Genomic DNA, 23,435 nt, shown 5'->3' with positions numbered 1-23,435 from the left:
CAAAGATACATGAGCTATTTAGTTAATAGCAATGTCATTTTTTTAATTCGGTCTTTTAACTTTTCTGAAGATAGTTTTTCTCTCAATCTATCTGTAATAATTGGAAAGCTAAACGGCGTGGCTTTGTCACATTGTTTCCAAATAATATTTTGTGTAGCGATTCTTTCTAAAGCAGTGCGTAAACGACCTTCTTCCATTTCGTGTTCAAAAGTTTCTCTAAAAGCTTGTATGTAAAGAAGGTTATTATTTTCGTAATCTCTAAAAACATCAAATAATAGTTGAGAGTTACTCTGTAGATGTTTTGTTTTAATTTGTTTACTAGGATAGCCCGTAAATACCATACCGCTAATTACAGCAATATCTCTAAATTTTCTTCGAGCAAGCTCAGTACTGTTTAAGCTTTTTTGAAGGTCGTCAAATAAATAGTCAGTGCTAAATAGGTTGTTGTCAAGCACTTCCTGTACATCTAATGGTTGATCGCTCAATAGTTCAAACCCATAATCATTGTACGCAAGTGAAAAAGTGATAGGCAGTAGTAAACTAATTCTATATGCAAGTAGTCCACTCATCGCCATATGTACAAATCTTCCTTCAAATGGATAAAAAACAGTATGATACCCTTCACGAGTTTTAAATGTTTCAATCAAAAATTCATTTTCTCCAGGGACAATACTTTCTAATTCCTGACGGTCAAAAATTCCGCTAAGTGCTTTTAGTTCTGGCGTGTTTCGTTTATGATCCGCCTCACTTTGTAATTCGCGTCTTAATATTTCAGACATTTGAGATGAGAGCGCCATTCGACCACCCATAAAACTAACGATATTCCTAGTTCTTTTTGTACTTCGTCTAACTTGTGCAATCATATTTCTAACACGTACTAATTCTAATGTTCTACCTGCAAAAACAAACACATCTCCAGGTTTCATTTTTCCTATAAAAAACTCTTCAATGGTTCCTATAAAACCACCGCTCACATATTTTACTTGTACCATCGCGTCACTTACAATAGTCCCAATTGAAAGCCGATGCATCATTGCGGTTTGTCTACTTTCAACTTTATAGATTCCATTTTCATCAATAATTACCCGTTTGTACTCATCATAAGCTTGTAAACTTTGACTTCCCATTGTAATGAAATTGAGACACCATAGCCATTCTTCGTCAGTGATGCCCTGAAAACAGAAAGTGTTTTTAATTTCAGGGAATATTTCTGAAGGAATAAAACCATCACTCACCGCAAGTGTAACAAGGTATTGAATGAGCACGTCATAACTCATTAAATATGGAATGCGGTCTTCCATTACATCTTCTTTCACAGCTCTTTTTAGGGCTGATGCCTCTATTAATTCCATCGCATGAGTAGGTAGAAAATGTATAACAGAAGCTTCACCTGGACGGTGATTACTTCGTCCTGCACGTTGAAGAAATTTAGCGATTCCTTTTGGCCCTCCTATTTGGATAATAGTTTCAACTGGTGCAAAATCGACTCCTAAATCTAGACTTGAAGTTGCGACTACTGCTTTCAGACTTTCATTTCTAATTGCCTGTTCTACCCAAAGGCGTGTTTCTTTATTGATACTTCCATGGTGCATTGCAATTTCGCCAGCAAACTCAGGATATTTTTCAAGTATTTTCTGAAACCAAATTTCGCACTGACTTCGAGTATTTGTAAAAATCAATGTTGTTTTACTAGCCTTAATAATTGGAATAACTTGGTCGAGCACATGTAGTCCAATATGTCCTCTCCAAGGAAAGGTTTCCATCTTTTTAGGGATGATAGATTTGACTACTATTTTCTTATTAAGATTTGCCTTTATTAAAACCGAATGCTCTTTTATAGATTGGTTCATTCCTAAAAGAACATCTTGCGCCTGTTCTAAGTTACCTATCGTTGCAGAAATACCCCAAATTCGGAGTTGAGGTGATACCGTTTTTAATCTTGAAAGTGCAAGCTCCATTTGTACACCACGCTTGCTCCCAAGTAGCTCGTGCCATTCATCTACAACAACTGCAGTAAGTGTTTTAAACATTTTCTCATACCCTTTGCTCGCAAGTAAAAGCATTAAACTTTCTGGCGTAGTAATTAGCAAATCTGGCATACTTCTTTTTTGCTTCGCTCGTACACTTTGAGGGGTGTCTCCTGTTCTAATTCCTACAGTTAAACCAGTGCCTAATTCATCAGCAAAACGTTGGGCAGATTGTTGTATTTCGACCGATAAGGCTCTTAATGGAGTAATCCAAATGGCTTTTATTCCTTTAGTGTGTTTCTCTTTATAATTAGGGTTGTCTTTTATGTATTGCAATACAATAGGAACCCAAAGAGCATAAGTTTTCCCGCTCCCAGTTGGTGCGTTTAACAATCCGTGCTTACCATCTAAAAAAGCTTTCCAAGTTTTTTTCTGAAATGGGAATGGTTTCCAGTTTTTTTCTTGAAACCAATTTGAAGCTATTTTTATGAGTTCGGTTTGTTTCATTTGGGGATGAGTGCTTTTAAATCGTCTAAGGTGTTCGCTTCTTCCATTGGTTTATCTTTTCGCCACCTTAAAATTCTTGGAAACCTTGTAGCAATTCCGCTTTTATGTCTGCTGCTTTCTGCAATTCCTTCAAAAGCAATTTCAAACACATGATGTGGTGTAACACTTCTAACTGGGCCAAAACGCTCTAAAGTGTTTCTCTTTATCCAAGCATCAACTTGTCTAAATTCGGCATCTGTTAATCCTGAATATGCTTTTGCAAATGTGACTAATTTGCCTTCATTCCATAGGCCGAAAGTGTAATCAGTATATAAGTTTGCACGTCTACCATGACCACGCATAGCATAGGTTAAAACAGCATCAATAGTAAACGGGTCTGTTTTCCATTTCCACCAATCGCCTTTTTTTCTTCCCACTAAATAAGGGGAGTCTTTACGTTTTAGCATTAACCCTTCACTTCGTTTTTCTCTAGATAGTTCGCGTTCATTAGCGGCATCGTCCCAGTTGTTAAAACGCATTGTCTCGCTAAGATAGAGGCCAATTTCTTCACTGTTTATATTTCCAATTAATGTATCGAGAATTTTTCTTCTTTCTGAAAAAGGTTTTTGACGAATATCCTCTCCTTCCCATTCAAGAAGATCATAAGCATTTAATATCACTGGTGTTTTTTCCAATAATGCTTTTGAAATATTCTTTCTACCAATTCTAGTTTGAAGGTCATTAAAATTTCCGATTTGGTTATTTCCGAAAGGTAAAATCTCTCCGTCAAGTACTGTTCCATTGGGTATATTAGTAAGGAATTTCTGAAATTCGGGATATTTGTCTGTTACGAGTTCTTCTCCTCGAGACCAAACAAAAACTTCATCATTTCTAATAATGACTTGACTTCTAATTCCATCCCATTTATGCTCAAAACTCCATTCGTTAATGTTGCCTAAATCTTCTTGAAAATTATTTTCTACTGCATAAGCTAAATAAAATGGGTATGGTTTACTCAGGTAATCCTCTTCATTAGTTTCAAGAATTAGTTTTTGATATGTTGTTGTTTCAGGTGTCCAATTTCCCATTAACTTATACGCTAATATATCCTCATCAATTTCAGTGGCTCTAGATAAAGCTCGGGTCATTAATTTTTGACTTACACCTATTCTAAATCCTCCGGTAATAATTTTATTAAACACAAAACGCTCAAAATAGTTAAGGTTGAGCCAGGTACTTTGTAAGTATTCTTTTTTTTGCTTTTCTTCAAGCGTTTTAAGCTTTATGATCTCTTCAATATATTCTGTGAGTGACTTATCTACAGATGTCTCACAGGAAGTTTCTGAAAGTGAATTTTTAGTGGGTAATATGAGTGCTATGGTTTCGGCTAAATCTCCAACAATATGGTAACTTTCTTCAAAAAGCCATAAGGGTACGTTGCTAATTTCGGTAGCCCAATGCCTTAGAAGGGTTGTGTTTACTGGACGTTTTGGGCGGCGGTGTGAGAGTATGGCTATTGTCCATAGCTTATCGTCTTCATTTGCTTGATTAAAATAAGCGGTGAGTGCAGCTACTTTTTCATTTGTTTTATTAGTGCTATCTAGTTTTTTTATGAGTGTTGCAAATGCTTTCATTCGGCTACCTCTCCTTCTTTTTTAGCTGATTCTCCGCTTTCTTCCTCGTATTGTGTTTTTTCGGTTCTAGCATCAAGTCCCATTTCCTCTCTTAAATATTTTGAGAAAATTTCGGTATAACCGTGAGTAGCAATAACTTTTTCGGCACCAGTTTCTTTTACTGTTTTTAGTAATCCGTCCCAATCTGCGTGATCACTCAGTACAAATCCTTTGTCTATTGCGCGACGTCTTCTTGCGCCTCTAAAAGTCATCCATCCACTAGCATTAGCTGTAACGTAAGGTACCATTTTTCTAATCCAAGTACCGCCATGTGCGCTAGGTGGCGCAATAACGATATTGCCTAAAAGTTCTTTTTTTGTAGTATCTCGAGTAATTCTGGTTGTTTCGTGAAAATTATAATTTTCCCGCAGGACGTTAGTCATATTTTCAATAGCACCGTGCGTATAAATTTTACCAATACTTGTGTCCAGATGTTTTAAGATTCGTTGTGCTTTACCTAAACTATACCCAAAAATTATAGAAGTTTTGTTTTCGGTTTTATTAGTTGCCCACCAGTTATTGATGTCTGTAAAGACTTCAGCTTGTGGCGTCCATTTAAAGGCGGGTAACCCAAAAGTGCATTCCGTTATAAAGGTATTGCATTTAACGAGTTCAAATGGCTCTGCTATGCCGTCGTTTTCGGTTTTAAAGTCTCCTGTAAATACCCAAACTTCACCTTTGTATTCAACTCTTACTTGGCTAGATGCCACAATGTGTCCTGCTGGATGCAAGCTAAATGTTACACTATTTATTGTGAAAGTTTCTCCCCAGTCTTTTCCAGTTACATTAATTTCACCTAATCGATGTTTTATTATAGGTACATTTTTGGTGTGTGTGATATAGTTTTTATGTCCCCATCGACTATGATCTGCGTGACCATGAGTAATGATACATTTATCCACTGGTTTCCAAGCATCAATATAAACTTCTGCTTGACTGCAGTAGATACCGTTGTCATTAAATATAAGTAGTGGTGTTTCTTGCATAAACTATTTCGTATCGTATTATTTAATTAAAAAAGACCTATAATTTCGCGGTGTTTTTCTGAAATGTTCTTTAAAATTACCTAATAAACCCCTTAGTTATTTAGTAATTAAGAAAAGTTTAATGGTTTTAATATTTCCGAAGTAGTAATTAATTAGGTTGTTTTAAGCAGAATTATTTTTGTATAAATAATGATAAAAGATTCTTTCTCTTTGCGCTGAAATATTTTGTGCTTGTTTTATATTTGCAGGATAAAATTTATACTATGTCATTTACAGATTTATTTGAGAGTGGAGAACACAAACGTAACTTAGGCCATTTTGCATCGATTGCAAATATTGCTTCAGTTGATGGGGCACTTAATGCTGAAGAGGAAAAATTACTTCGTCGTTTTGCTAGAAAACTTGATATTGATGAGTCTGAGTATGAAGAGGTATTGAAAAATCCTAACAAATACCCAATCAACCCACCCAACGATGCAGATCGCCGTTTAGAGCGTATGCATGATTTATTTGAGATGATTTTTGCAGATCATGAAATTGATGAGCAAGAGCGTCATTTAATTGAAAAATACGCTACAGGTTTAGGGTATACTGATAAGCTTGCTGCAGAATTAATTAAGCGCTCAATAGAGATTTATCAAGGTGGACTTGATATTGAGGATTACCGTTACCTACTTAACAAAAAGTAATAGTAATTACAGCTTTTCAAGCAACTTAAATAGTTCCTTTTGAGTGTATGGTTTCTTTAAGAAAGCAGATGCTCCGGCAGCTAATGCTTCTTCTTGTTCTTCGATCATTGCCATTCCCGTTGCAACAATTATTGGAATTTCAGAAATTTTAGGATTAGGGTGATTACGAATATATTCAATCAACTCTAGTCCAGAGATATCTTTAATTTTTCGCTTTAGAATGATGGCACTGTATTGTTTTTTCTCTAAGAGATCTTTAGTTTGAGCACCATCAGCTGCTATTTCAAGGTAGCAACTACTATCGTCAGATAGAAATTGTTTCATTAAAAGCATTTGACTTATTTGATCATCTTCAACGGCAAGTATTCGTTTGCTCAATAAAAGCCCAGATCCTTTTGCTACAGTTTTTTTCTTTGAAGCTTTTTCTCTGGTTTTAAAAGGAATTTCAACGCAAAACTCACTTCCTTCGTTTAGTTCGCTTTTTACGCTTACTTCTCCACCCATTAATTGTGCAAGGTCTTGAACTATTTTCAATCCTAATCCTTGTCCTAAGGGTTTTATTTTTTCTACTTCTAATTGAACGTATGAGTCGAAGAGTTTATCTAGATTTTTACTAGATATGCCTTTTCCTGTATCTTTAATTATAAAGTTTAATAATGCAGTAGACTCTCCTGGGGTTTTGTTAACTACTTTAACAACAATGGTTCCTTCTTCGGTATTATGGTAAGCGTTATGTAATAGATTATATAAAATTTGGTTTAGTCTTGTCGGGTCTCCAAAAAGCTTAGCAGGCACCTTTTTACCAATTTCATAACTTAGTTCAATATTTGAATCTTTTTGTTTAATCTGGAAGTGCTTAACAATATTGACTACAATATTGTTAAGGTTAAAAGGAATATTTTTTATAGTTAAAATTCCAGTTTCAATATTAGAGATATCTAAAAGATCATCCATTAAAACTTTTATGTGTGTTCCAGTTTTAGTGATTACATTAACAGTTTCTTTTTGCTGAAATGTTAAGTTTGTTTTAGATAAAACCTCTGTAAATCCTAATAGACTATTAAGAGGGTTTCTAATTTCGTGGTTTAAATGCGCTAGAAAACTATTTTTAAAATCTTCTTTAGCAAACAATAACTCTCTCTCAAAAGCTAGTTTGTTTTTAGCTATAGAAGCTTCATTTTTTTCTTGAACTAGTGGGTGCGAGTCTTGGTAGTGCTGGGTGAAATCAATAATTGTTATAAAGATTTCAGTATCTATTTTTTTAACTTCAATGTCAATTATTTTCTCTTCTTTACCAATTTCAACATTAACACAAGGATAGCTAATTGCCTTTTCTAAGTTTTCAAGTTCTGGGGTTATGGTATAGAAAAATGGATGTAAATCTACAATAGAAGTGCCGTTATCAACTACAAATAAACTATTGTCACTTTCAAGAATTGTTCCTTCAGTATCAATTTGTAATACTTGTATTTTGTTCTTTAAAAAGTTAGATTTTATATTGCTTAAACTCATTATTCTATAATTTTTTTAGTGAGTTTAACAAAAGCATTATCAACATTTTCTCCCGTTAATGCACTAGTAAATAGGCAATCTTCAAATTCCTTTGTGCTAAAATATTCTTTAGAAACTGTTGTGCCAAATTGATCTGCCTTGTTGCCAAGTACTACAACAGGTACGTTAGCATATTCTTCTTTTAAATAATGAAGCTGATCTTTAAGATTAGCATAAGTTTCTGGTCTAGTTAAATCAAAAACGTAAATAAAACCGTGCGATCCTAATAGGTACGATTTTCTTGCTTTGTCAATAGAAGTGTTCCCTTCAATATCCCAAATTACTAATGTAATTTCATTGTTATCTATTGTAACAGATTTTTTCTTTACATGAACTCCTACTGTAACTAGGTAGTCTTCACTAAACTGTGAATCAACAAATTGGCGTATTAAACTTGTTTTTCCAACACCGAAATGTCCGAGAATTACAATTTTTTTTGGGTGTGACATTGTTTTTTAAATTTAAAAATATAAATATACTCTTAAAATAGAATTCTGTATTTAATTATTCAATACAATTGAATAATTTCTCAAAAGGCCATTTTACTCGTATAGCTTATTTTAATGATGGTTTATGGTACTAAAAGTGGTTTTATAGTCGCTTTATCTCAAAAACCTTTACATTAGTTAGATTGCCAACTTTTGAAAAGGGATTCTAAAATACTATCTACCTCAGATCTTGATAATGTATTAATTTTTGATGATAATTTTTCTGATACCTTGAAAAGGCTATTTTCTAAATCGCTTTCAAAAGCTCTAGTATAACTTCCTGAAATTACAACGGCAATATAGTATGTGTGAAAATTTTGAATATGAATACTATAGAGTTCATATTCTATAGATTCTAAATTTTGAGCTCCGCCTTCAAATGCATCTTCTACAAAACTTTTAATGGCAGTAAGCATTCCGCTTACCATATCCTTATCAACTTTACTACTTAAACTATAGTTTCCTAATAAAATTCCAGACCCTTTTTGAATAGCGAAAACTTCATTGATTTTAGGAGCATCTAGTTCGCTCAACATAATTTCACTTTCTTTAACACCCGAAAATTTAGATTTCATTTTTCGTTTGAAAGATGCCATTGAAAAGGTATTATTCACTTTTTGATTGATGGATTCAGAAAGTTTTGCAATTTCATTTGCAATATATCTTTTAATCATTTTACCCAAAATAGGGTACAACGCTTCAACAACTTCGTCTTTACTAAATTGAATCTGTGTTTTAAGTGTTTGTGTGATAACGGGTCCCAAAGAAGCGGGAATTTGAGTCACAAACTCTTTAAGACGAGCCTCAATTATAGGGTTTATTTTTTCAGAAAGTTTTGCTTGTGTTTCAATAGTAGAAGCTATCTCCTCAAGTTTTTCGTTCACAGCACTTGCAACTTCCCTGTCATCAACTAACAGGAGATCTCTAAGGAGTTGTAGTTTTTCCTCTTCTTGTTGCAGCATATTTAGATTTTCAATAAACTAATTAAATTGAGCCGAAATTTTAAGCACCTATTTTTTCGCCAAGTGAAATGAGCATTTTGCTTAATTCCTTTTTGTCTACTTTTTGTTTTGTAAGTGTTTCTGTTTTTTCGTTCATTGAGTCTTCTAGATCAGTAATACGAATATTTACATCTGTACTTAATGAATCAATAGCTTGCATAAGTTCGCCTCTTATTTCTTCGATATACGTTTCGAGAGCGGCCTTTTGCTTATCAATAACCTTTTTTAAATCTTCAAACTCGGAACCATACTGTTGTATGTTTTCACCAAAGATGAGGTTTTTGATTGCTTCAATCTTTGAACTTGAATCTTGTATCGATTCTTGGTCTTGTGTGTTAGTCTTTTTACTCATAGAGATTTTTATTCAATAGGATAAACTTAATAAAATTAGCTGTAATTGAGGCTATTAAAAATGTAATTATGCGTTTTTCATAAAATGTTCAGCTTTTTCTACCATATTTTTACTTCCACAGTAAAAAGGAACTCTTTGATGAAGTTCTGTAGGGGTTATATCTAAAATTCGCATATGACCATCGCTAGCCAAACCTCCAGCTTGCTCTGCTAAGTAAGCCATAGGGTTACATTCATATAATAATCGCAACTTCCCTTTAGGGTCTTTGCTTGTATTTGGATACATGTAAATACCACCTTTAATCATATTTCTATGAAAGTCTGACACAAGTGAACCAATATACCTAGATGTATAAGGGCGATCACCTTCTTCTTGTTGGCAATATTTAATATAGTCTTTCACTCCTTGTGGGAAATGAACATAATTACCTTCATTTACAGAATATATATTTCCATCTAATGGAAATTGCATATTTGGGTGAGATAAATAATAAGTACCAATTGCAGGGTTCAATGTAAATCCATTAACACCATGACCAGTGGAATAAACAATCATAGTAGATGTTCCGTAAACAATATATCCAGCTGCAACTTGTTTGTTTCCTGGTTGAAGAAAATCTTCTAAAGTAACCGGAGTTCCTTCTGGTGTAATACGGCGATAGATAGAAAATATAGTACCTACCGAAACGTTAACATCGATATTACTAGAGCCATCAAGGGGATCCATTAGCACAACATATTTATTGTCGTTTTTTTTGTTTCTTCCTATGATGGTAATAAAATCATCTTCTTCCTCACTAGCTATACCACAAACAATTTCACGATTTGTCAATGTTTTTATAAAAACATCGTTTGCATATACGTCTAGTTTCTGTTGGTCCTCACCTTGAATATTGGTGTCACCAGCGGCTCCCAGAATATCAACTAACCCAGCCTTATTGACCTCATGATTAACAACTTTAGCTGCTAATCTTATTGAATTTATTAAACGTGAAAGTTCGCCAGAAGAGTATTTAAACTCAGTTTGGTTTTCAATAATAAATTCTCCTAGTGTTTGATTTTTGTTTGCCATTATGGTTGGTTGTCGTGAATTTATAGCAAATATCGCTATTTTTAAGAAATTGAACCGATATTTGCTACTCAAAACCACTTTTAATGAAATTAAATATACGTAAAGCATCAGTTCAAGATATGCCTGCAGTTCTTGATTTAATCAAAGAGCTTGCCATTTTTGAAAAGGAACCTAACGCTGTTGCTATCACCACAGACGATTTGATTGCAAATGGTTTTGGAAATAATCCATTGTTCTATTGCTATATTGCGATTTTGGATGACGAGATTGTTGGTATGGCAATTTGTTATTTCAGATTTTCAACTTGGAAAGGTAAAACGGTTCATTTAGAAGATTTAATTGTAAAGGAAAATAAACGTGGTTTAGGTGTAGGTAAGGCTTTGTATACACAGGTTATGAAATTTGCAAACGATCACGGTGTAAAAAGAGTGGAATGGGTAGTTTTAGATTGGAATAAGCCAGCCGTTAATTTTTATGAAAGCACCGGAGCCAATTTATTAAAAGATTGGTATTTAGTACAAATGGATGAAGAAGGATTGTCAAACTTTTTAGAAAAAGAATAGTGAAAATTTTCAAATTTGGAGGAGCTTCAGTTAAAGACGCTGAAGGAGTTAAGAATGTAGCAACAGTCATCACTAAATGTGATGAAAAAGATCTTGTTATCGTTATTTCAGCAATGGGTAAAATGACAAACGCACTTGAAAAGGTGGTTGATTCATATTTTAAATCGCCAGATGCTCTAGAATTAGCAATTAATGAAGTTTTACAATTTCATATAAATATATCTATTGATATTTTTAAAAATAAACAGCATTTAATTTTTAGTGATATCAAAGAAATATTAGATGGATTACGCGGTTTTTTAAAAACTAATAAATCGACTAATCATGCCTTTGTTTATGATCAAGTAGTGGGATATGGCGAAATGCTTTCAACGTTAATAGTTTCAACATTTTTAAATGAGCAACATATTTCAAATACACTATTAGATGTAAGAGAGTGTATTGTAACTGATGATTCATTTAGAGATGCAAATGTAGATTGGCAGGCTTCACAAATTAAAATTCTGACTGCAGTATCTAAGACTGGAATTACCATTACTCAAGGATTTTTAGGTACTGAAGCTAAAAATAATTTTACAACTACTTTAGGTAGGGAAGGGAGTGATTATACTGCAGCAATTTTTGCATATTGTTTAAATGCAGATAGTGTTACTATTTGGAAAGATGTTCCTGGAGTTTTAAATGCAGATCCTCGATACTTTAGCACAACAACATTACTAAATCACATTTCGTATAGAGAAGCTATTGAATTAGCATTTTATGGGGCTTCAGTTATTCACCCTAAAACATTGCAACCACTGCAAAGAAAAGAAATTCCACTATTTGTAAAATCATTTTATGAGCCAGAAAATGCTGGAACTTGTGTGGGAAAAGGAACGACACTCGATCCTGCAGTTTCTTGTTTTATTTTGAAACGAAATCAAGTACTTATTTCATTATCATCATTAGATTTTAGTTTTATGATGGAAGACCGTATTGGCGATGTTTTCAAATGGTTACATTTCTATAAAATGAAAGTAGAATTGATACAGAATAGTGCTATTAGTTTTTCGGTAGTTGTAGATAATAAGTATGCTAACTTAGAGCCATTATTGTCTAAACTTCGTTCTAAATTTAAAGTAAGCTGGAACGAAAATGTAACACTTTACACTGTAAGACATTCAGAACCAAAGGAAATTAAACAATTAGAAAAAAATAAAATTGTACTACTTAAACAAGAAAGTAGAGAAACAGTGCAATTAGTAATTAAAGACTAGGCTCAAAGGTTTTTTGGTATCTTTGTTTTTAAGCTTGATTAAACAACCGCTAACTTAATGGGATTAGTAAATACTAAAGAATTTGCAAAAGCAATCAAAGTCGATAAACTTGGGTTTATTGGAACTGGTATAAGCATGGCATTGATGCGAATCCTTAAAATTACTACTCTCAATAAAGTGTATGATAGTAATAAGCATCTTTCTGAAGAAATATTTATTGAAAAATTACTTAAGGATTTTGATGTAAAATTTGAAATACCGGAGGAAGATTTAAGAAGAATTCCTAAAAAAGGAGCATTTATTACTATTTCAAATCATCCACTTGGTGGTATTGACGGTATTATTTTATTGAAGTTGTTATTGCAACATCGATCAGATTATAAAATAATTGCTAATTTTTTACTCCATCGTATTGAGCCTTTGAAGGAATATATAATGCCAGTAAATCCTTTTGAAACACGAAAGGAAATAAAATCTAGCGTTTTAGGGATTAAACAAGCTCTTTTTCATTTAAAAGAAGAACATCCATTAGGTATTTTTCCAGCCGGAGAGGTTTCTACTGCTCGAGATGAGAATAATAAAATTGTAGATAAAGAATGGGAGCCAAGTGCGATAAAAATTATTAAGAAAGCAAATGTACCAGTACTTCCCATTTATTTTCATGCAAGAAATAGCAAGACATTTTACAGCTTAGCTTCAATGAGCGATTTACTTCGCACAGCTAAGTTACCTTCAGAGTTACTAACGCAAGGGGAACGAACAATAAAAATAAGAATTGGAAACCCTATAAGTGTTGCTAATCAATCTGAGTATGAATCAATCGAAGATTTTTCAGCATTTTTAAGAAAGAAAACTTATATGCTCTCAAATCCGTTTGAGAAAAAGAAATTACTTGAAAATATTCCTTCAAAATTAAAAATTCCTAAAGCACCTAAAAAGATTGCTGGAGAAATTTCTAAAGTTACAATTGAGAAAGAAGTTGATAAGTTGCGCTCTGACGAAAAAAGACTTTTAGAAAGTAAAAATTACGAGGTATTTCTAGCTACGGCGGCTTCAATGCCCAATATATTGCAGGAAATAGGTCGTTTACGTGAAATTACTTTTAGAGAAATTGGCGAAGGAACCAACAAGGCGATTGATCTAGATAGATTTGATTCTTATTATCATCATATGTTTTTATGGGATAATCAAGCTAAAAAAATAGCCGGTGCCTATAGAATGGGATTAGGGGCTAAAATATTTAAACAGTTTGGTATTGATGGGTTTTACCTTCAAGATCTGTTTAGGTTTGAACCCGAATTATATGATATGATGAGTAAGTCTATTGAAATGGGACGTGCCTTTATCATCAAGGAATATCAACAAAAGCCAATGCCACTATTTTTACTTTGGAAAGGTATTGTACACACGACATTACGCTATCCAGAACACCGTTTTCTTATTGGTGGAGTAAGTATCAGTAATAAGTTTTCTGAGTTCTCTAAATCATTAATGATTGAATTTATGAAGTCAAATTACTACGACCCATATATTGCTCAATATATCAACCCTAAAAAAGAATATAAAGTTAAATTAAAAGATGCAGATAAAGACTTTGTATTTGATGCAAGTGCTGCAGATCTTAATAAATTTGATAAAATTATAGACGAGGTTGAACCAGGAAGTTTACGGATGCCTGTACTTATCAAAAAGTACATAAAGCAAAACGCAAAAGTTGTAGCATTTAATGTTGATCCATTATTTAATAATGCAATAGACGGATTGATGTACATTCGTATTGCAGATTTGCCAGAAAGTACGGTAAAACCTGTTATGGAAGAATTTCAAGCAGAGTTAGAAAAAAACTATGCTAATGGTTCTAATAAATCTCCAACAAAGTAATAATTCTATCTGTATTCAGGATTCTCAAAATTCCATCTAGATCCATCATCCCAGTCTCCTCTAGAGTTTCCATATGCTGGATAACCACCTTGGTCTTTTAGCATTTTAGATAGATGAAGTAGATTATACGTCATAAACGTCGTATTTCTATTTGTAAAGTCATTTTGTTTTGCACCACTTTCTTCGTCATTATAACTTGGTCCAGGACCAGCTTCACCAATCCATCCGCAATCTGCTTGCGGAGGAATACTGTAGCCTATATGTTGCATTGCATAAAGTGTTCCCATAGCCACATGCTTAATTCCATCTTCATTACCTGTAATTATGCAACCGCCTACTTTTCCATAAAAATAGTACTGTCCTTTTTCATTTCTGTTACCACTTTCTCCGTAAAGTCTTTCAATAAGTTTTGTAGCTACAGACGATTTTTCACCTAACCATATAGGAGTTCCAATAACTAAAATATCTGCATCTTCTACTTTCTTAAATATTTCTGGCCATTCATCAGTCTCAACACCATGTTCTTTCATGTCGTGATAGACACCGTAAGCCACATCGTGATTTACTAAACGCAAGTATTCAACAGTAACACCCTCATCACGCATAATGTTTATAGAAACATCCATGAGTGATTTGGTATGACTCATTTGTGGCGACTTCTTGAGAGTACAATTAATATATAATGCTTTAAGGTTGCTGAAATCTGGTTTTGCCTGGGACATAGTCTAGAGTTTAATTTTATAATAAGCTTAAAGATAGGTCACTAAGGTAAAGTTGTCTCATAACAAAATCTTAAGGTTTTATAGCAAAGCTGAAATTTTACGATATAAATCCCTTTGAAGCACACTGTATGTACAATGGAAGACTTTTGTTAAACTATTATTAAAGACTTAGTTATTAATTAACATCTATCTAGGATTGTCTTTTGAAAACGAATTTTTTTTATAGAAAAACCCGCATTGCTATTTAAAAACAATGCGGGTTTTAATTTTCAAAATGGCTTGATTACTACAAATGAATTAATACTAATGCGATAATTGCAGGAATTGCCTGAACATAAAGAATTTTTTTACTAACTGTTAAAGCACCATAAACACCTGCGATAATTACACAACTAAGAAAAAATACAGAGATGTATAAACGCCAAATGTCATTATCAATAAAAAATGTCCATATTAATCCTGCTGCTAAAAATCCATTATATAAACCTTGGTTTGCAGCCATAGATTTAGTTGGTTTAAAAAGGTCTTTAGGAAAGTTTTTAAAGATTTTTCTTCCTAAAGTTTCCCAAGCGAACATTTCAAAATAAAGAAAATAGAGGTGAAGGAATGCGATACATCCTATTAATATTTTAACGATAATTTCCATAATAAGAGGTTGGTTTAGTTATAATTGTGTTACCCACATTTAGCTTCCGTAGTTTCAAAAAACTCTTGAAATAAACCTTTTAGCTTATTTAGTTTTTCAATATTGATACGGTAGTATTGACTTTTGCCTTCAAATTTACTTTTAAGCAATCCCGCTTTTTTAATTATTTGTAAATGTTGCGATGTAGTAGGTTGAGAAAGTTTAATAGTTTCTGAAATATCCTTACATAAACAACCATCGCAATCACCAACATAATTTAAAATTGAAATACGTGCAGGATGTGAAAGCACCTTTGCCATATCTGCTAATTGATTCACACTCATTGTGTGAAGATGTCTTTTTGAAACGCCCATTGTTTTTAGTGTTAATGGATTAACGTAATTATCTATATTGCAATATCACGATAATAAATAACTTTAACTCAAAATTTCTTGAATTTTTCTTTAAATAAAGGTTAATTATTTTTTTCGAAAACTTTATCAATTGGTTCCCATAATTCAATTTTGTTACCATCATTATCCATAATGTAACCAAATTTCCCATATTCAAATTCCTGAATTTCTCCAATAATAGTAACACCTTCTTCTTTCAATAGTTTAAGAAGCCCTACTAGGTTTTCAACTCTGTAATTAAACATAAAAGGCTTGTCTGATGGTTTGTAATAATCAGTTTCCCGAGGCATTGGGCTCCATTGTGTTGAACATTTGTTGCCATTTTCATCTTTCCACCAGAAGGTACATCCCCAATCGTCTGTGTCAAAACCTAGGTGTTTTTTATACCAATCCTTTGTTGCTTTTGGGTCTGTGGTTTTAAAAAACAAACCGCCTATTCCTGTAACTCTTTTCATAAAATATGTTTTAGTATAAAGATTAAATTCAATCTTTATGATGCGAATTCTGCAATAATCTTATCAACAATAACTTGTGCTAATTTTTGTTTGCTCTCAACAGTCCATCCTGCCACATGCGGACTCAGGATTACATTATCCATTTCAAGTAGCTCTTTAAATTCTTGTGGCATTTCCGAAGAAAAAAGTGACTCAAAACTTAACTTTTCATACTCAAGTACATCAAGACCTGCGCCTACTATTTTTGTCGATTTTAATGCTTTTACTAAATCTTTAGTGACTACACTTTTGCCTCTAGCAGTATTTAAAAGCCAAAATGGTTTTGCAAATCCATCAATAAAATGAGTGTCTATCATCTTGTTTGTAAGTGGAGTCCACGGGGTGTGTAAGCTAACAACATCAACGTCATTTTTAAACTGGTCTAAGGATACTTGTTCTGCATTTTCATCGCCTACATTTTCTTTAATATCATAACAAAGTACTGTGCAGTCAAAACCTCTAAGTTTTTTCGCGAACGCTTTACCCATGTTTCCGTAACCTATAATACCAATGGTTTTACCATCTACTTCAATACCTCGATTATCCTCTCTTAACCAATTTCCAGCTTTCACTTGTCGATCTGCTTTGTTTAGGTTGTTGAATAGTGAAAGTAGCATCCCTAAAGTGTGTTCTCCCACGGCATTTCTATTTCCTTCAGGAGATGAAATTAAGCTAATTCCTTTTTTAGCAGCGTACGCTTCATCAATACTTTCTAGTCCTGCTCCTACTCGAGCTATAAATTTTAGATTTGTAGCCTTATCCATAAAAGCTTTATCAATATTAAATCTGCTTCTTATAACAATGCCTTGATAATGTTCAATTACTTGCTCAATAGCTTCACGAGACGACGTGTAATCTTCTGCATTTTCAAAACCAGCTTCTGCTAATTGTTTTAATAATAATGGATGGTTTTGATCTAGGTGAAGTATTTTCATAAGTGTAATTGATAAAAAGTTTTGAAACTTAATAACTAGTTTGGTTGTATTTCTGAAAGTATCTTAATATTTAATTGTTCGTATAAATATAATAAAACAAAAACCTTGGGTTTAGAAAAGACCATAATAAAACACATGTGAACAGCCATTGTTAAACTAACATTTCAGTTTGTATTTAAATACGTGGATATTCTGTTTGTGTTTTTTCGTGTCTGATATCGCCTGTGTGTTTCGTATTTAATTGTTCAAATAATAACACGTGTACCTCTTCATCACCATGACTTTTTGGGCAATGTTCAACTCCTTTTGGCACAACTATTAATTCGCCCGTTTTTACAATTTCTACACGATCTCTAAAATGCATTTCAAGGGTTCCCTTTTGTATAAAAAACAATTCATCTTCATTATCGTGTTTGTGCCAGACAAATTCGCCTTGAATTTTAGCAAGAATTACCTGCATATTATCTACGGTTGCAATTTGATGTGGATGCCATTGTTTGCTGAATTTAGCAAACTTTTCTTTAACATTAATCGGTTTCATAATTGTAGGTATTATAGCTAATGAGTAGTTTTAGCTTAAGCAAACAAGTTACGAATTTCATCAGGTACTTGGGTAGCACGAACGGTTTTTGCGTCTAACAAGCACCAGAGTGTAGAAGCTTCAACAAGAACTTTATTATCACTTAGGCGTACAATTTTATAATTTCGAGTGCTTTTTACACCTTCTATAGATTCTACCCACGTATGTACTTCGAGTGTTTCTCCTTTAAATGCAGATGCTCTATAGTTGATATTGTGGTTAAGTACATACCAAACATAGTTTTCTCTTATCTCTTCTGAAGCATATTTATCCCAATGTCCCTGTGCTACATCGAGGCACCATTGTAGGTATACCAAGTTGTTTACGTGATTATAATCATCAATGTGTTCTGAAGTTACTTCAATTGTTTGGGAGAAATTATTATTGGACATTTTATACTTATTTTTAGAATATAAAATTACCTAATAAATGTTGATTTTTGGGATTCAAAAAACATAAACAAATATGTTATTATATTAATTTATTCGTTCCCTTTCTCACAATTAACTTAGACGATGTTTCCAACAGGCAGCGAATTTTTGATACTTTATAGCGCTTATTTCGCTATACTAGTGTTTTTAATTTACGGACTTTTATCTTCTAAAAACAAAGCTTTTTACAAATGGAATATGCTTTTATATATTGTGTATTTAATCATAATGATTAACGTGTTTTCGGATTCAGAAAATTTCAGATATGGAAATTCTCTTGGAGTTTTGTTTTATGGTGGTTTGTTAGTGGTTTCACACGCTGCATTAATAGTTTTAATTAAACTCTATCAACTATTTACTAAAAAAAGTTAATTGTGTATTTTTTGTTTTAGCATCTAATTAATAAAGCGCTTCAATTTTAAATATTGGATTAGTTTCCTCTAGTTTTGCAAAAAAGTAGTTTTCTAAATGCAGAATTTAAAAACCCATTACCATCCTGATATAGACACTTTAGAAAACAAGTCGGTTTTCACGAGGTTGTCCACCAGAAGCATAGCAATACAAGGCAACGCAATTTTGTTGCTTTATACAGAGCGTTATGAAGATTACAGCCTTCCTGGCGGTGGCTTAGATGAGGGTGAAGATTTAATTGAAGGAATGATACGTGAGCTTAATGAAGAAACTGGTGCTGAAGATATAAAGAATATTAAGCCATTTGGAATTTATGAAGAATACAGGCCTTGGTATAAATCAAATTTTGATATTCAGCATATGATATCTTATTGCTATACCTGTGAGGTGAATAAAGAATTAGGTGAATCAAATCTTGAGCATTACGAAACCAATAATGGTATGAAAGCTAAATGGGTTAATATTCATGAAGCTATAGAACATAATAAATTGACGATGGCAACTAGTGAAAAAATGGGAATGTCAATAGAACGAGAAACATTTCTACTATCACTAATTGCTGAACGTATTCTCTAAACTATGAAAGCTGTTTACGATAAATGGACAATGTGTGATGAGTGCAAAGGACGCGGCAAAAGGAGTCGAAGAATTCGTAAAAAAGCCCGACTTCAATATTTAAGAGAACTTGATCAATTTGAAAAATCTAATGGTGAAAGCAATGAACCTATTCGACCTAAAGGGCATCAATATCCGTGTACTAATTGTTCAGGTTCTGGCTTGGTTTCAACGTCTAATTTTCCAATTCCTGACAAAGAAAATTACCCACATGTTGCTATTATAGGTGGCGGAATTGGTGGTATTGCTCTTGCAGTTGCGTGTTTGCATCGTGGAATACCATTTACACTTTATGAACGTGATACTACCTTTGATGCTCGCTCTCAAGGATACGGACTAACCTTGCAACAAGCAAGTAAGGCAATTGATGGTTTCGGTATTTTTTCATTGAAAGAAGGTGTAGTTTCAACACGACATATAGTTCATACTACTGAAGGAAAAGTAATTGGCGAATGGGGAATGAGAAAGTGGATGGCATCTGATGCTGAAAAATCACCTAAAAACACAAATGTGCACATTGCTCGACAATCCCTTAGATTGGCTTTATTAGAGCAGCTAGGAGGAATTGAAAAAGTACAGTGGGGACATCAACTATTAAGTTATAAGAAATCTGAAAACGGTAAAATTAGCTTAGATTTTGAAGTAAATGGCGAGCTAATGATAGAAAAAGCAGATCTTGTAGTTGGAGCAGATGGAATTAGAAGTACACTACGAAAATTGGTCATTGGCGAAAATATAAGCCCTTTACATTACTTAGGGTGTATGGTAATTTTAGGGATTTGCCCTTTAGCTGATATTGATGATAATGATGATTCTCTGTTAGATTCGGCTACAGTATTTCAAACAGCAAATGGTCATGAGCGAATTTATATGATGCCTTTTACAAATGATGCTATTATGTGGCAACTTAGCTTTCCTTTTTCTGAAGATGAAGCGATTTCTTTAAATAAAAAAGGAGTTAAATCAATTAAGGAGGAAGCAACTCAAAGAACTCAATGGCATAGTCCTATTCCACAAATAATAGCAGCAACTTTAGAAAGTCAAATTTCGGGATACCCCGTTTATGATCGTGAAATTTTAACACCAGCTTTATTACAAAACGAAGAGCAAATAACACTAATAGGTGATGCGGCCCACCCTATGAGCCCTTTTAAAGGTCAGGGAGCAAACCAAGCGTTATTAGATGCATTAGCCTTGGCTCGCGGCATTACAAGCGGATGCAAGCCTTCATCTCAATGGAGAGAAGTTGGTATTAGAAAATATGTGTTAAACGATTTTGAAGCTGAAATGTTAAAGCGAAGTACGCCCAAGGTAAAGGATTCAGCTGCTGCCGCAAGGTTTCTGCATTCTGAAGCTGTACTCTTTGAAGCAGATGAGCCTAGAGGGCGCTGTTTAAAAAGTAGGGATTTGTAGCTTATTTACCGAAGCCAATATCAGTTTTTCTAGGATTTACCGTAGCTTTCAGTTCTAAATATTTTTCTTCAAATTCTATTTTTGATATAGCTCCTATTGATTTTAACCATTTAAAATTTGATAATTGACTTTGGTAGTCAAGATTCTCATCAATAATTAAATAGTTTTCTTTTAAATATTCATTTCTTTTAGATATTAAACTATTAATAAAATTTTCAGGTATTTCTTTATTAGGGATATTTTTATGAATGTATAGGTAATTGTTGTCTGTAAGTTTTATTTTCCAAAAGTCGTCTCTATTGAACCAATAAAAGGCAAGGATTATCGTAGCAATAACGGCCCAAAATAAAGACACAGACTGATCATCTCCTCCATTATTAATTTTACTAATAAAAAGGGCTATTGCAACTATATAAACTAACACAGAGAAAAACAATGTATTGTTATTCGATATTTTGTGACTTACTTTTTCTCCTTCTATGTTTTCAAAGGGAATATCTATTTCATTACTATTTCCGAACTTAGAGTGGTTGTAAAAAAGTTTATTTTCACTTAATCGATAATCACGTTTTGTAAAGTTTTTAGTTTGCCTTAATTCTTCCATACTATTAAAAAGGTTATTTAGCTTAGAACTAAAGCAATAGTTATATTCCAAGTATTAATTTAGCAATATATAGATAAATTAAAATACCGAAAATATCATTACTTGTAGTAATAAAGGGGCCTGTTGCTATAGCTGGATCAATACCTCGTTTGTGTAAAAATAAAGGAATAAATGTTCCAATGATTCCTGCCACAATTATAACAACAAATAATGAAACCGATATTGAAAGACCATAATCAATAGTTCCTTTCCAACCCCAAATAAAGAAAAATAATACTGTGGCAAGTGCTGCACCGTTAAGTGCTGCAAGCAACATTTCTTTAATTAATCTGTTTCCAATACTTCCTTTAACATCATCATTAGCGAGACCTTGCACGATAATAGCGCTAGATTGCACACCAACATTTCCTGCCATTGCTGCGATAAGCGGTGTGAATAATAATAGTATTGCGTGGTTGTTTAAAACCTCTTCAAAACCACCCATAATTGCTGCTGCACCCACACCTCCTAAAAGGCCTAAAAATAACCATGGGAGTCTTGCACGAGTAAGGGCAATTATACTATCATCTGCCTCTACATCCTGCGAAATACCAGCGGCCATTTGGTAATCTTTTTCCGCTTCTTCTTTAATGAAATCTACTATATCATCAATAGTAATGCGTCCCACTAGAACGCCGTTTTCGTCCACCACAGGAATAGCTTCTAAATCATATTTTTGCATGATTCTAGCGACTTCTTCATTATCTGTATGTACTGTAACGTAGTCAACTTTTGGAATAAATATTTCGCTAATTTTCGTTTTTTCACTAGCTGTAAGTAGATCTTTTAATGAAAGTCTACCTGTAAGTTTTCCTTCTCTGTTAGTTACATAAATAGAATGAACGCGGGTAACATTTTCTGCTTGTCTGCGCATTTCTCTAACACATCCTGCAACTGTCCAAGTTTCTTTTACTTGTACTAATTCCTTTGCCATTAAGGCTCCAGCTGTATCTTCGTCATAATTTAACAGTTCAACAATATCTGCAGCGTGCTCTTCATCAATAATTTTATCAATTACCTCTTTCTGAGTTTTGTCATCTAATTCAGCAATTATATCTGCAGCATCATCGGTGTCTAGTTCTTCTAATTCCTGTGCAATTTCAGTAGGAGTTAGATTTTCAAGAATACGTTCTCTTAAATCCTCATCAAGCTCCATTAGAGCTTCAGAAGTAATTTTACTTTTAAGTAGCTTAATTAAGTAGGTTGCTTCATCACTGTTAAGTTCTTCCAGTAATTCTGCTACATCAGCAAAGTGATATTCTTTTAAAAGCTCACGAAGTGCATGCCCATCTTTATTAGCGATAAGCTGCTCAATTGTGGCTATAAAATCAGTCGTTAGTTGAAACTGCATCTGCTTCCAATTTTGTGGTGAGTGCGATAAACTGTGCTACTGATAGCTGTTCTGGTCGCTGGCCAAATATAACATCTTCTTTAAGTTTATCCGAAATATCAAACGTTTTTAAACTGTTACGCAATGTTTTTCTTCGCTGCTGAAATGCAGTTTTCACAACTTTGTATAAAAATGGCTCTGAACAAGTAAGTTCAAGCGAGGGTTTTCTAGTAAGTCTCAACACTCCGCTATCCACTTTAGGTGGCGGGTTAAATACAGTGGGAGGAACGGTAAAAAGATATTCAGCATCATAAAATGCCTGTGTTAAAACTGACATAATACCATACGTTTTAGAACCGTGATCTGCACAAATGCGCATAGCCACTTCCTTTTGAAACATTCCAGTAAATTCTGGAACTTGCTCTTTATTTTCTAAAGTTTTAAAAACAATTTGAGTAGAAATATTATAAGGGAAATTACCCGTTACAGCATATTGTTCTGTGCCAAAATAATCCTGCATATCCTCTCTTAGAAAATCTGCTTCTAATATTTGTAAATTTTCGTTTGGGTAGTGGTTTTCTAAGTAAATAATAGATTCTTTGTCAAGATCCATTGCTACTAGATTGATGTCCTTTTCAACAAGATATTTTGTTAGAACTCCAGTTCCTGGACCTATTTCTAATACATTTTTATAACCTTTATGTGTTAGTGTTTCAGCAATGTTTTTAGCTACAGTTTCGTCTGTCAAAAAATGTTGACCTAAATGCTTTTTTGCTCTAACTTCGTTTGAGTCACGAGAAAAATTAGAACTGTATTTCTTCTTTTTATTTTTAGCCATTTGAGGTCTTTATTGACGATT

General features: G+C 33.4%; 24 protein-coding genes. 6 read left to right on the top strand and 18 right to left on the bottom strand.

The genetic code is table 11. The annotated features are described in order from the left end of the window. Window positions 1-14 precede the first annotated feature (14 nt). The 3 genes from GBH57_RS02830 to GBH57_RS02820 are packed head-to-tail and all read right to left on the bottom strand — an operon-like array spanning window position 15 to window position 5,112. Window positions 15-2,474, bottom strand: coding sequence for a ligase-associated DNA damage response DEXH box helicase (locus tag GBH57_RS02830; RefSeq protein ID WP_151672532.1), 2,460 nt, complete (start codon window positions 2,472-2,474; stop codon window positions 15-17). Then, window positions 2,471-4,087, bottom strand: a complete 1,617-nt coding sequence (locus tag GBH57_RS02825) for an ATP-dependent DNA ligase (RefSeq protein WP_151672531.1) — start codon at window positions 4,085-4,087, stop codon at window positions 2,471-2,473. Before GBH57_RS02825 ends, GBH57_RS02830 begins: the two co-directional genes overlap by 4 nt. Further along, window positions 4,084-5,112 carry a ligase-associated DNA damage response exonuclease gene (locus tag GBH57_RS02820; protein ID WP_151672530.1) on the bottom strand — a complete coding sequence of 343 codons (1,029 nt, stop codon included), beginning with the start codon at window positions 5,110-5,112 and terminating at the stop codon, window positions 4,084-4,086. Before GBH57_RS02820 ends, GBH57_RS02825 begins: the two co-directional genes overlap by 4 nt. A gap of 263 nt (window positions 5,113-5,375) precedes the next feature. Here GBH57_RS02820 and GBH57_RS02815 point away from each other — a divergent pair, with 263 nt between their 5' ends. Further along, window positions 5,376-5,801: a TerB family tellurite resistance protein gene (locus tag GBH57_RS02815; protein ID WP_151672529.1), complete on the top strand. Its 426-nt coding sequence runs from the start codon at window positions 5,376-5,378 to the stop codon at window positions 5,799-5,801. 6 nt (window positions 5,802-5,807) lie between these two features. Here the strand turns inward: GBH57_RS02815 and GBH57_RS02810 are convergent, their stop codons facing one another. From GBH57_RS02810 to fbp, 5 genes are all read right to left on the bottom strand, one after another. Beyond that, window positions 5,808-7,313, bottom strand: a complete 1,506-nt coding sequence (locus tag GBH57_RS02810) for an ATP-binding response regulator (protein ID WP_151672528.1) — start codon at window positions 7,311-7,313, stop codon at window positions 5,808-5,810. Beyond that, the gene (locus tag GBH57_RS02805) at window positions 7,313-7,801 is read right to left on the bottom strand and encodes a Rab family GTPase (RefSeq protein WP_151672527.1); all 489 of its coding nucleotides are present in this window, start codon (window positions 7,799-7,801) and stop codon (window positions 7,313-7,315) included. The genes GBH57_RS02810 and GBH57_RS02805 overlap by 1 nt, the downstream gene beginning before the upstream one ends. A 173-nt stretch (window positions 7,802-7,974) precedes the next feature. After that, the gene (locus GBH57_RS02800) at window positions 7,975-8,802 is read right to left on the bottom strand and encodes a cell envelope biogenesis protein OmpA (protein WP_151672526.1); all 828 of its coding nucleotides are present in this window, start codon (window positions 8,800-8,802) and stop codon (window positions 7,975-7,977) included. 40 nt (window positions 8,803-8,842) lie between these two features. Further along, complete coding sequence (locus GBH57_RS02795; RefSeq protein ID WP_151672525.1) at window positions 8,843-9,193, bottom strand: fructose 1,6-bisphosphatase; 351 nt, start codon at window positions 9,191-9,193, stop codon at window positions 8,843-8,845. Between the two features lie 66 nt (window positions 9,194-9,259). Beyond that, entirely contained in the window at window positions 9,260-10,264 is a 1,005-nt protein-coding gene (fbp, locus tag GBH57_RS02790) for a class 1 fructose-bisphosphatase (RefSeq protein WP_151672524.1), read from the bottom strand. An 83-nt stretch (window positions 10,265-10,347) separates the two neighbouring features. On the opposite strand from fbp, the gene GBH57_RS02785 reads away from it, so the two are divergent. Genes GBH57_RS02785 through GBH57_RS02775 form a run of 3 tightly spaced genes read left to right on the top strand, consistent with a single transcriptional unit; the run spans window position 10,348 to window position 13,964 of the window. Continuing rightward, complete coding sequence (locus tag GBH57_RS02785; protein ID WP_151672523.1) at window positions 10,348-10,827, top strand: GNAT family N-acetyltransferase; 480 nt, start codon at window positions 10,348-10,350, stop codon at window positions 10,825-10,827. Further along, window positions 10,827-12,083, top strand: a complete 1,257-nt coding sequence (locus GBH57_RS02780; RefSeq protein WP_151672522.1) for an aspartate kinase — start codon at window positions 10,827-10,829, stop codon at window positions 12,081-12,083. Before GBH57_RS02785 ends, GBH57_RS02780 begins: the two co-directional genes overlap by 1 nt. 57 nt (window positions 12,084-12,140) lie before the next feature. After that, on the top strand, window positions 12,141-13,964 hold the full coding sequence (locus GBH57_RS02775; protein ID WP_151672521.1) for a GNAT family N-acyltransferase: 1,824 nt from the start codon (window positions 12,141-12,143) through the stop codon (window positions 13,962-13,964). A 5-nt stretch (window positions 13,965-13,969) separates the two neighbouring features. Here GBH57_RS02775 and GBH57_RS02770 read toward each other — a convergent pair whose 3' ends face one another. The 7 genes from GBH57_RS02770 to GBH57_RS02740 form a co-directional block, all read right to left on the bottom strand. Then, complete coding sequence (locus GBH57_RS02770; protein WP_151672520.1) at window positions 13,970-14,686, bottom strand: flavodoxin family protein; 717 nt, start codon at window positions 14,684-14,686, stop codon at window positions 13,970-13,972. A gap of 286 nt (window positions 14,687-14,972) precedes the next feature. Then, the gene (locus tag GBH57_RS02765; RefSeq protein ID WP_151672519.1) at window positions 14,973-15,332 is read right to left on the bottom strand and encodes a DUF1304 domain-containing protein; all 360 of its coding nucleotides are present in this window, start codon (window positions 15,330-15,332) and stop codon (window positions 14,973-14,975) included. Between the two features lie 29 nt (window positions 15,333-15,361). Further along, window positions 15,362-15,685, bottom strand: coding sequence for an ArsR/SmtB family transcription factor (locus tag GBH57_RS02760; protein WP_151672518.1), 324 nt, complete (start codon window positions 15,683-15,685; stop codon window positions 15,362-15,364). Between the two features lie 101 nt (window positions 15,686-15,786). Next, a complete protein-coding gene (locus GBH57_RS02755; RefSeq protein WP_151672517.1) occupies window positions 15,787-16,179 on the bottom strand; it encodes a VOC family protein in 393 nt (130 codons plus the stop codon). A 35-nt stretch (window positions 16,180-16,214) separates the two neighbouring features. After that, a complete protein-coding gene (locus GBH57_RS02750; protein ID WP_151672516.1) occupies window positions 16,215-17,153 on the bottom strand; it encodes a 2-hydroxyacid dehydrogenase in 939 nt (312 codons plus the stop codon). Between the two features lie 175 nt (window positions 17,154-17,328). Then, entirely contained in the window at window positions 17,329-17,694 is a 366-nt protein-coding gene (locus tag GBH57_RS02745; RefSeq protein WP_151672515.1) for a cupin domain-containing protein, read from the bottom strand. 35 nt (window positions 17,695-17,729) lie between these two features. Further along, a complete protein-coding gene (locus GBH57_RS02740; protein ID WP_151672514.1) occupies window positions 17,730-18,125 on the bottom strand; it encodes an acyl-CoA thioesterase in 396 nt (131 codons plus the stop codon). A gap of 507 nt (window positions 18,126-18,632) precedes the next feature. Between GBH57_RS02740 and GBH57_RS02735 the strand changes: the two genes are divergently transcribed. Further along, a complete protein-coding gene (locus tag GBH57_RS02735) occupies window positions 18,633-19,151 on the top strand; it encodes an NUDIX hydrolase (RefSeq protein ID WP_151672513.1) in 519 nt (172 codons plus the stop codon). Window positions 19,152-19,154: 3 nt separating this feature from the next. Continuing rightward, a complete protein-coding gene (locus GBH57_RS02730; protein WP_151672512.1) occupies window positions 19,155-20,603 on the top strand; it encodes an FAD-dependent oxidoreductase in 1,449 nt (482 codons plus the stop codon). A 1-nt stretch (window position 20,604) separates the two neighbouring features. Here the strand turns inward: GBH57_RS02730 and GBH57_RS02725 are convergent, their stop codons facing one another. The 3 genes from GBH57_RS02725 to rsmA are packed head-to-tail and all read right to left on the bottom strand — an operon-like array spanning window position 20,605 to window position 23,414. Next, entirely contained in the window at window positions 20,605-21,207 is a 603-nt protein-coding gene (locus GBH57_RS02725) for a hypothetical protein (RefSeq protein ID WP_151672511.1), read from the bottom strand. Between the two features lie 40 nt (window positions 21,208-21,247). Beyond that, window positions 21,248-22,597, bottom strand: a complete 1,350-nt coding sequence (mgtE, locus tag GBH57_RS02720; protein WP_151672510.1) for a magnesium transporter — start codon at window positions 22,595-22,597, stop codon at window positions 21,248-21,250. Continuing rightward, a complete protein-coding gene (rsmA, locus tag GBH57_RS02715) occupies window positions 22,575-23,414 on the bottom strand; it encodes a 16S rRNA (adenine(1518)-N(6)/adenine(1519)-N(6))-dimethyltransferase RsmA (protein WP_151672509.1) in 840 nt (279 codons plus the stop codon). Before rsmA ends, mgtE begins: the two co-directional genes overlap by 23 nt. Between the last annotated feature and the right edge of the window lie 21 nt (window positions 23,415-23,435).

Origin of the sequence: Patiriisocius marinus, assembly GCF_008974325.1 — a bacterium.
In the GTDB taxonomy this organism is placed as follows: Bacteria; Bacteroidota; Bacteroidia; order Flavobacteriales; family Flavobacteriaceae; genus Patiriisocius; species Patiriisocius marinus.
This window is presented reverse-complemented; position numbering and strand designations above follow the sequence as displayed.

What these genes read in the sequence shown, in the direction of transcription:
- GBH57_RS02830 (WP_151672532.1), bottom strand. Translation starts at nt 2,474, where the DNA reads ATGAAACAAACCGAACTCATAAAAATAGCTTCAAATTGGTTTCAAGAA.
- GBH57_RS02825 (WP_151672531.1), bottom strand. Translation starts at nt 4,087, where the DNA reads ATGAAAGCATTTGCAACACTCATAAAAAAACTAGATAGCACTAATAAA.
- GBH57_RS02820 (WP_151672530.1), bottom strand. Translation starts at nt 5,112, where the DNA reads ATGCAAGAAACACCACTACTTATATTTAATGACAACGGTATCTACTGC.
- GBH57_RS02815 (WP_151672529.1), top strand. Translation starts at nt 5,376, where the DNA reads ATGTCATTTACAGATTTATTTGAGAGTGGAGAACACAAACGTAACTTA.
- GBH57_RS02810 (WP_151672528.1), bottom strand. Translation starts at nt 7,313, where the DNA reads ATGAGTTTAAGCAATATAAAATCTAACTTTTTAAAGAACAAAATACAA.
- GBH57_RS02805 (WP_151672527.1), bottom strand. Translation starts at nt 7,801, where the DNA reads ATGTCACACCCAAAAAAAATTGTAATTCTCGGACATTTCGGTGTTGGA.
- GBH57_RS02800 (WP_151672526.1), bottom strand. Translation starts at nt 8,802, where the DNA reads ATGCTGCAACAAGAAGAGGAAAAACTACAACTCCTTAGAGATCTCCTG.
- GBH57_RS02795 (WP_151672525.1), bottom strand. Translation starts at nt 9,193, where the DNA reads ATGAGTAAAAAGACTAACACACAAGACCAAGAATCGATACAAGATTCA.
- fbp (WP_151672524.1), bottom strand. Translation starts at nt 10,264, where the DNA reads ATGGCAAACAAAAATCAAACACTAGGAGAATTTATTATTGAAAACCAA.
- GBH57_RS02785 (WP_151672523.1), top strand. Translation starts at nt 10,348, where the DNA reads ATGAAATTAAATATACGTAAAGCATCAGTTCAAGATATGCCTGCAGTT.
- GBH57_RS02775 (WP_151672521.1), top strand. Translation starts at nt 12,141, where the DNA reads ATGGGATTAGTAAATACTAAAGAATTTGCAAAAGCAATCAAAGTCGAT.
- GBH57_RS02770 (WP_151672520.1), bottom strand. Translation starts at nt 14,686, where the DNA reads ATGTCCCAGGCAAAACCAGATTTCAGCAACCTTAAAGCATTATATATT.
- GBH57_RS02765 (WP_151672519.1), bottom strand. Translation starts at nt 15,332, where the DNA reads ATGGAAATTATCGTTAAAATATTAATAGGATGTATCGCATTCCTTCAC.
- GBH57_RS02760 (WP_151672518.1), bottom strand. Translation starts at nt 15,685, where the DNA reads ATGGGCGTTTCAAAAAGACATCTTCACACAATGAGTGTGAATCAATTA.
- GBH57_RS02755 (WP_151672517.1), bottom strand. Translation starts at nt 16,179, where the DNA reads ATGAAAAGAGTTACAGGAATAGGCGGTTTGTTTTTTAAAACCACAGAC.
- GBH57_RS02750 (WP_151672516.1), bottom strand. Translation starts at nt 17,153, where the DNA reads ATGAAAATACTTCACCTAGATCAAAACCATCCATTATTATTAAAACAA.
- GBH57_RS02745 (WP_151672515.1), bottom strand. Translation starts at nt 17,694, where the DNA reads ATGAAACCGATTAATGTTAAAGAAAAGTTTGCTAAATTCAGCAAACAA.
- GBH57_RS02740 (WP_151672514.1), bottom strand. Translation starts at nt 18,125, where the DNA reads ATGTCCAATAATAATTTCTCCCAAACAATTGAAGTAACTTCAGAACAC.
- GBH57_RS02735 (WP_151672513.1), top strand. Translation starts at nt 18,633, where the DNA reads ATGCAGAATTTAAAAACCCATTACCATCCTGATATAGACACTTTAGAA.
- GBH57_RS02730 (WP_151672512.1), top strand. Translation starts at nt 19,155, where the DNA reads ATGAAAGCTGTTTACGATAAATGGACAATGTGTGATGAGTGCAAAGGA.
- GBH57_RS02725 (WP_151672511.1), bottom strand. Translation starts at nt 21,207, where the DNA reads ATGGAAGAATTAAGGCAAACTAAAAACTTTACAAAACGTGATTATCGA.
- mgtE (WP_151672510.1), bottom strand. Translation starts at nt 22,597, where the DNA reads ATGCAGTTTCAACTAACGACTGATTTTATAGCCACAATTGAGCAGCTT.
- rsmA (WP_151672509.1), bottom strand. Translation starts at nt 23,414, where the DNA reads ATGGCTAAAAATAAAAAGAAGAAATACAGTTCTAATTTTTCTCGTGAC.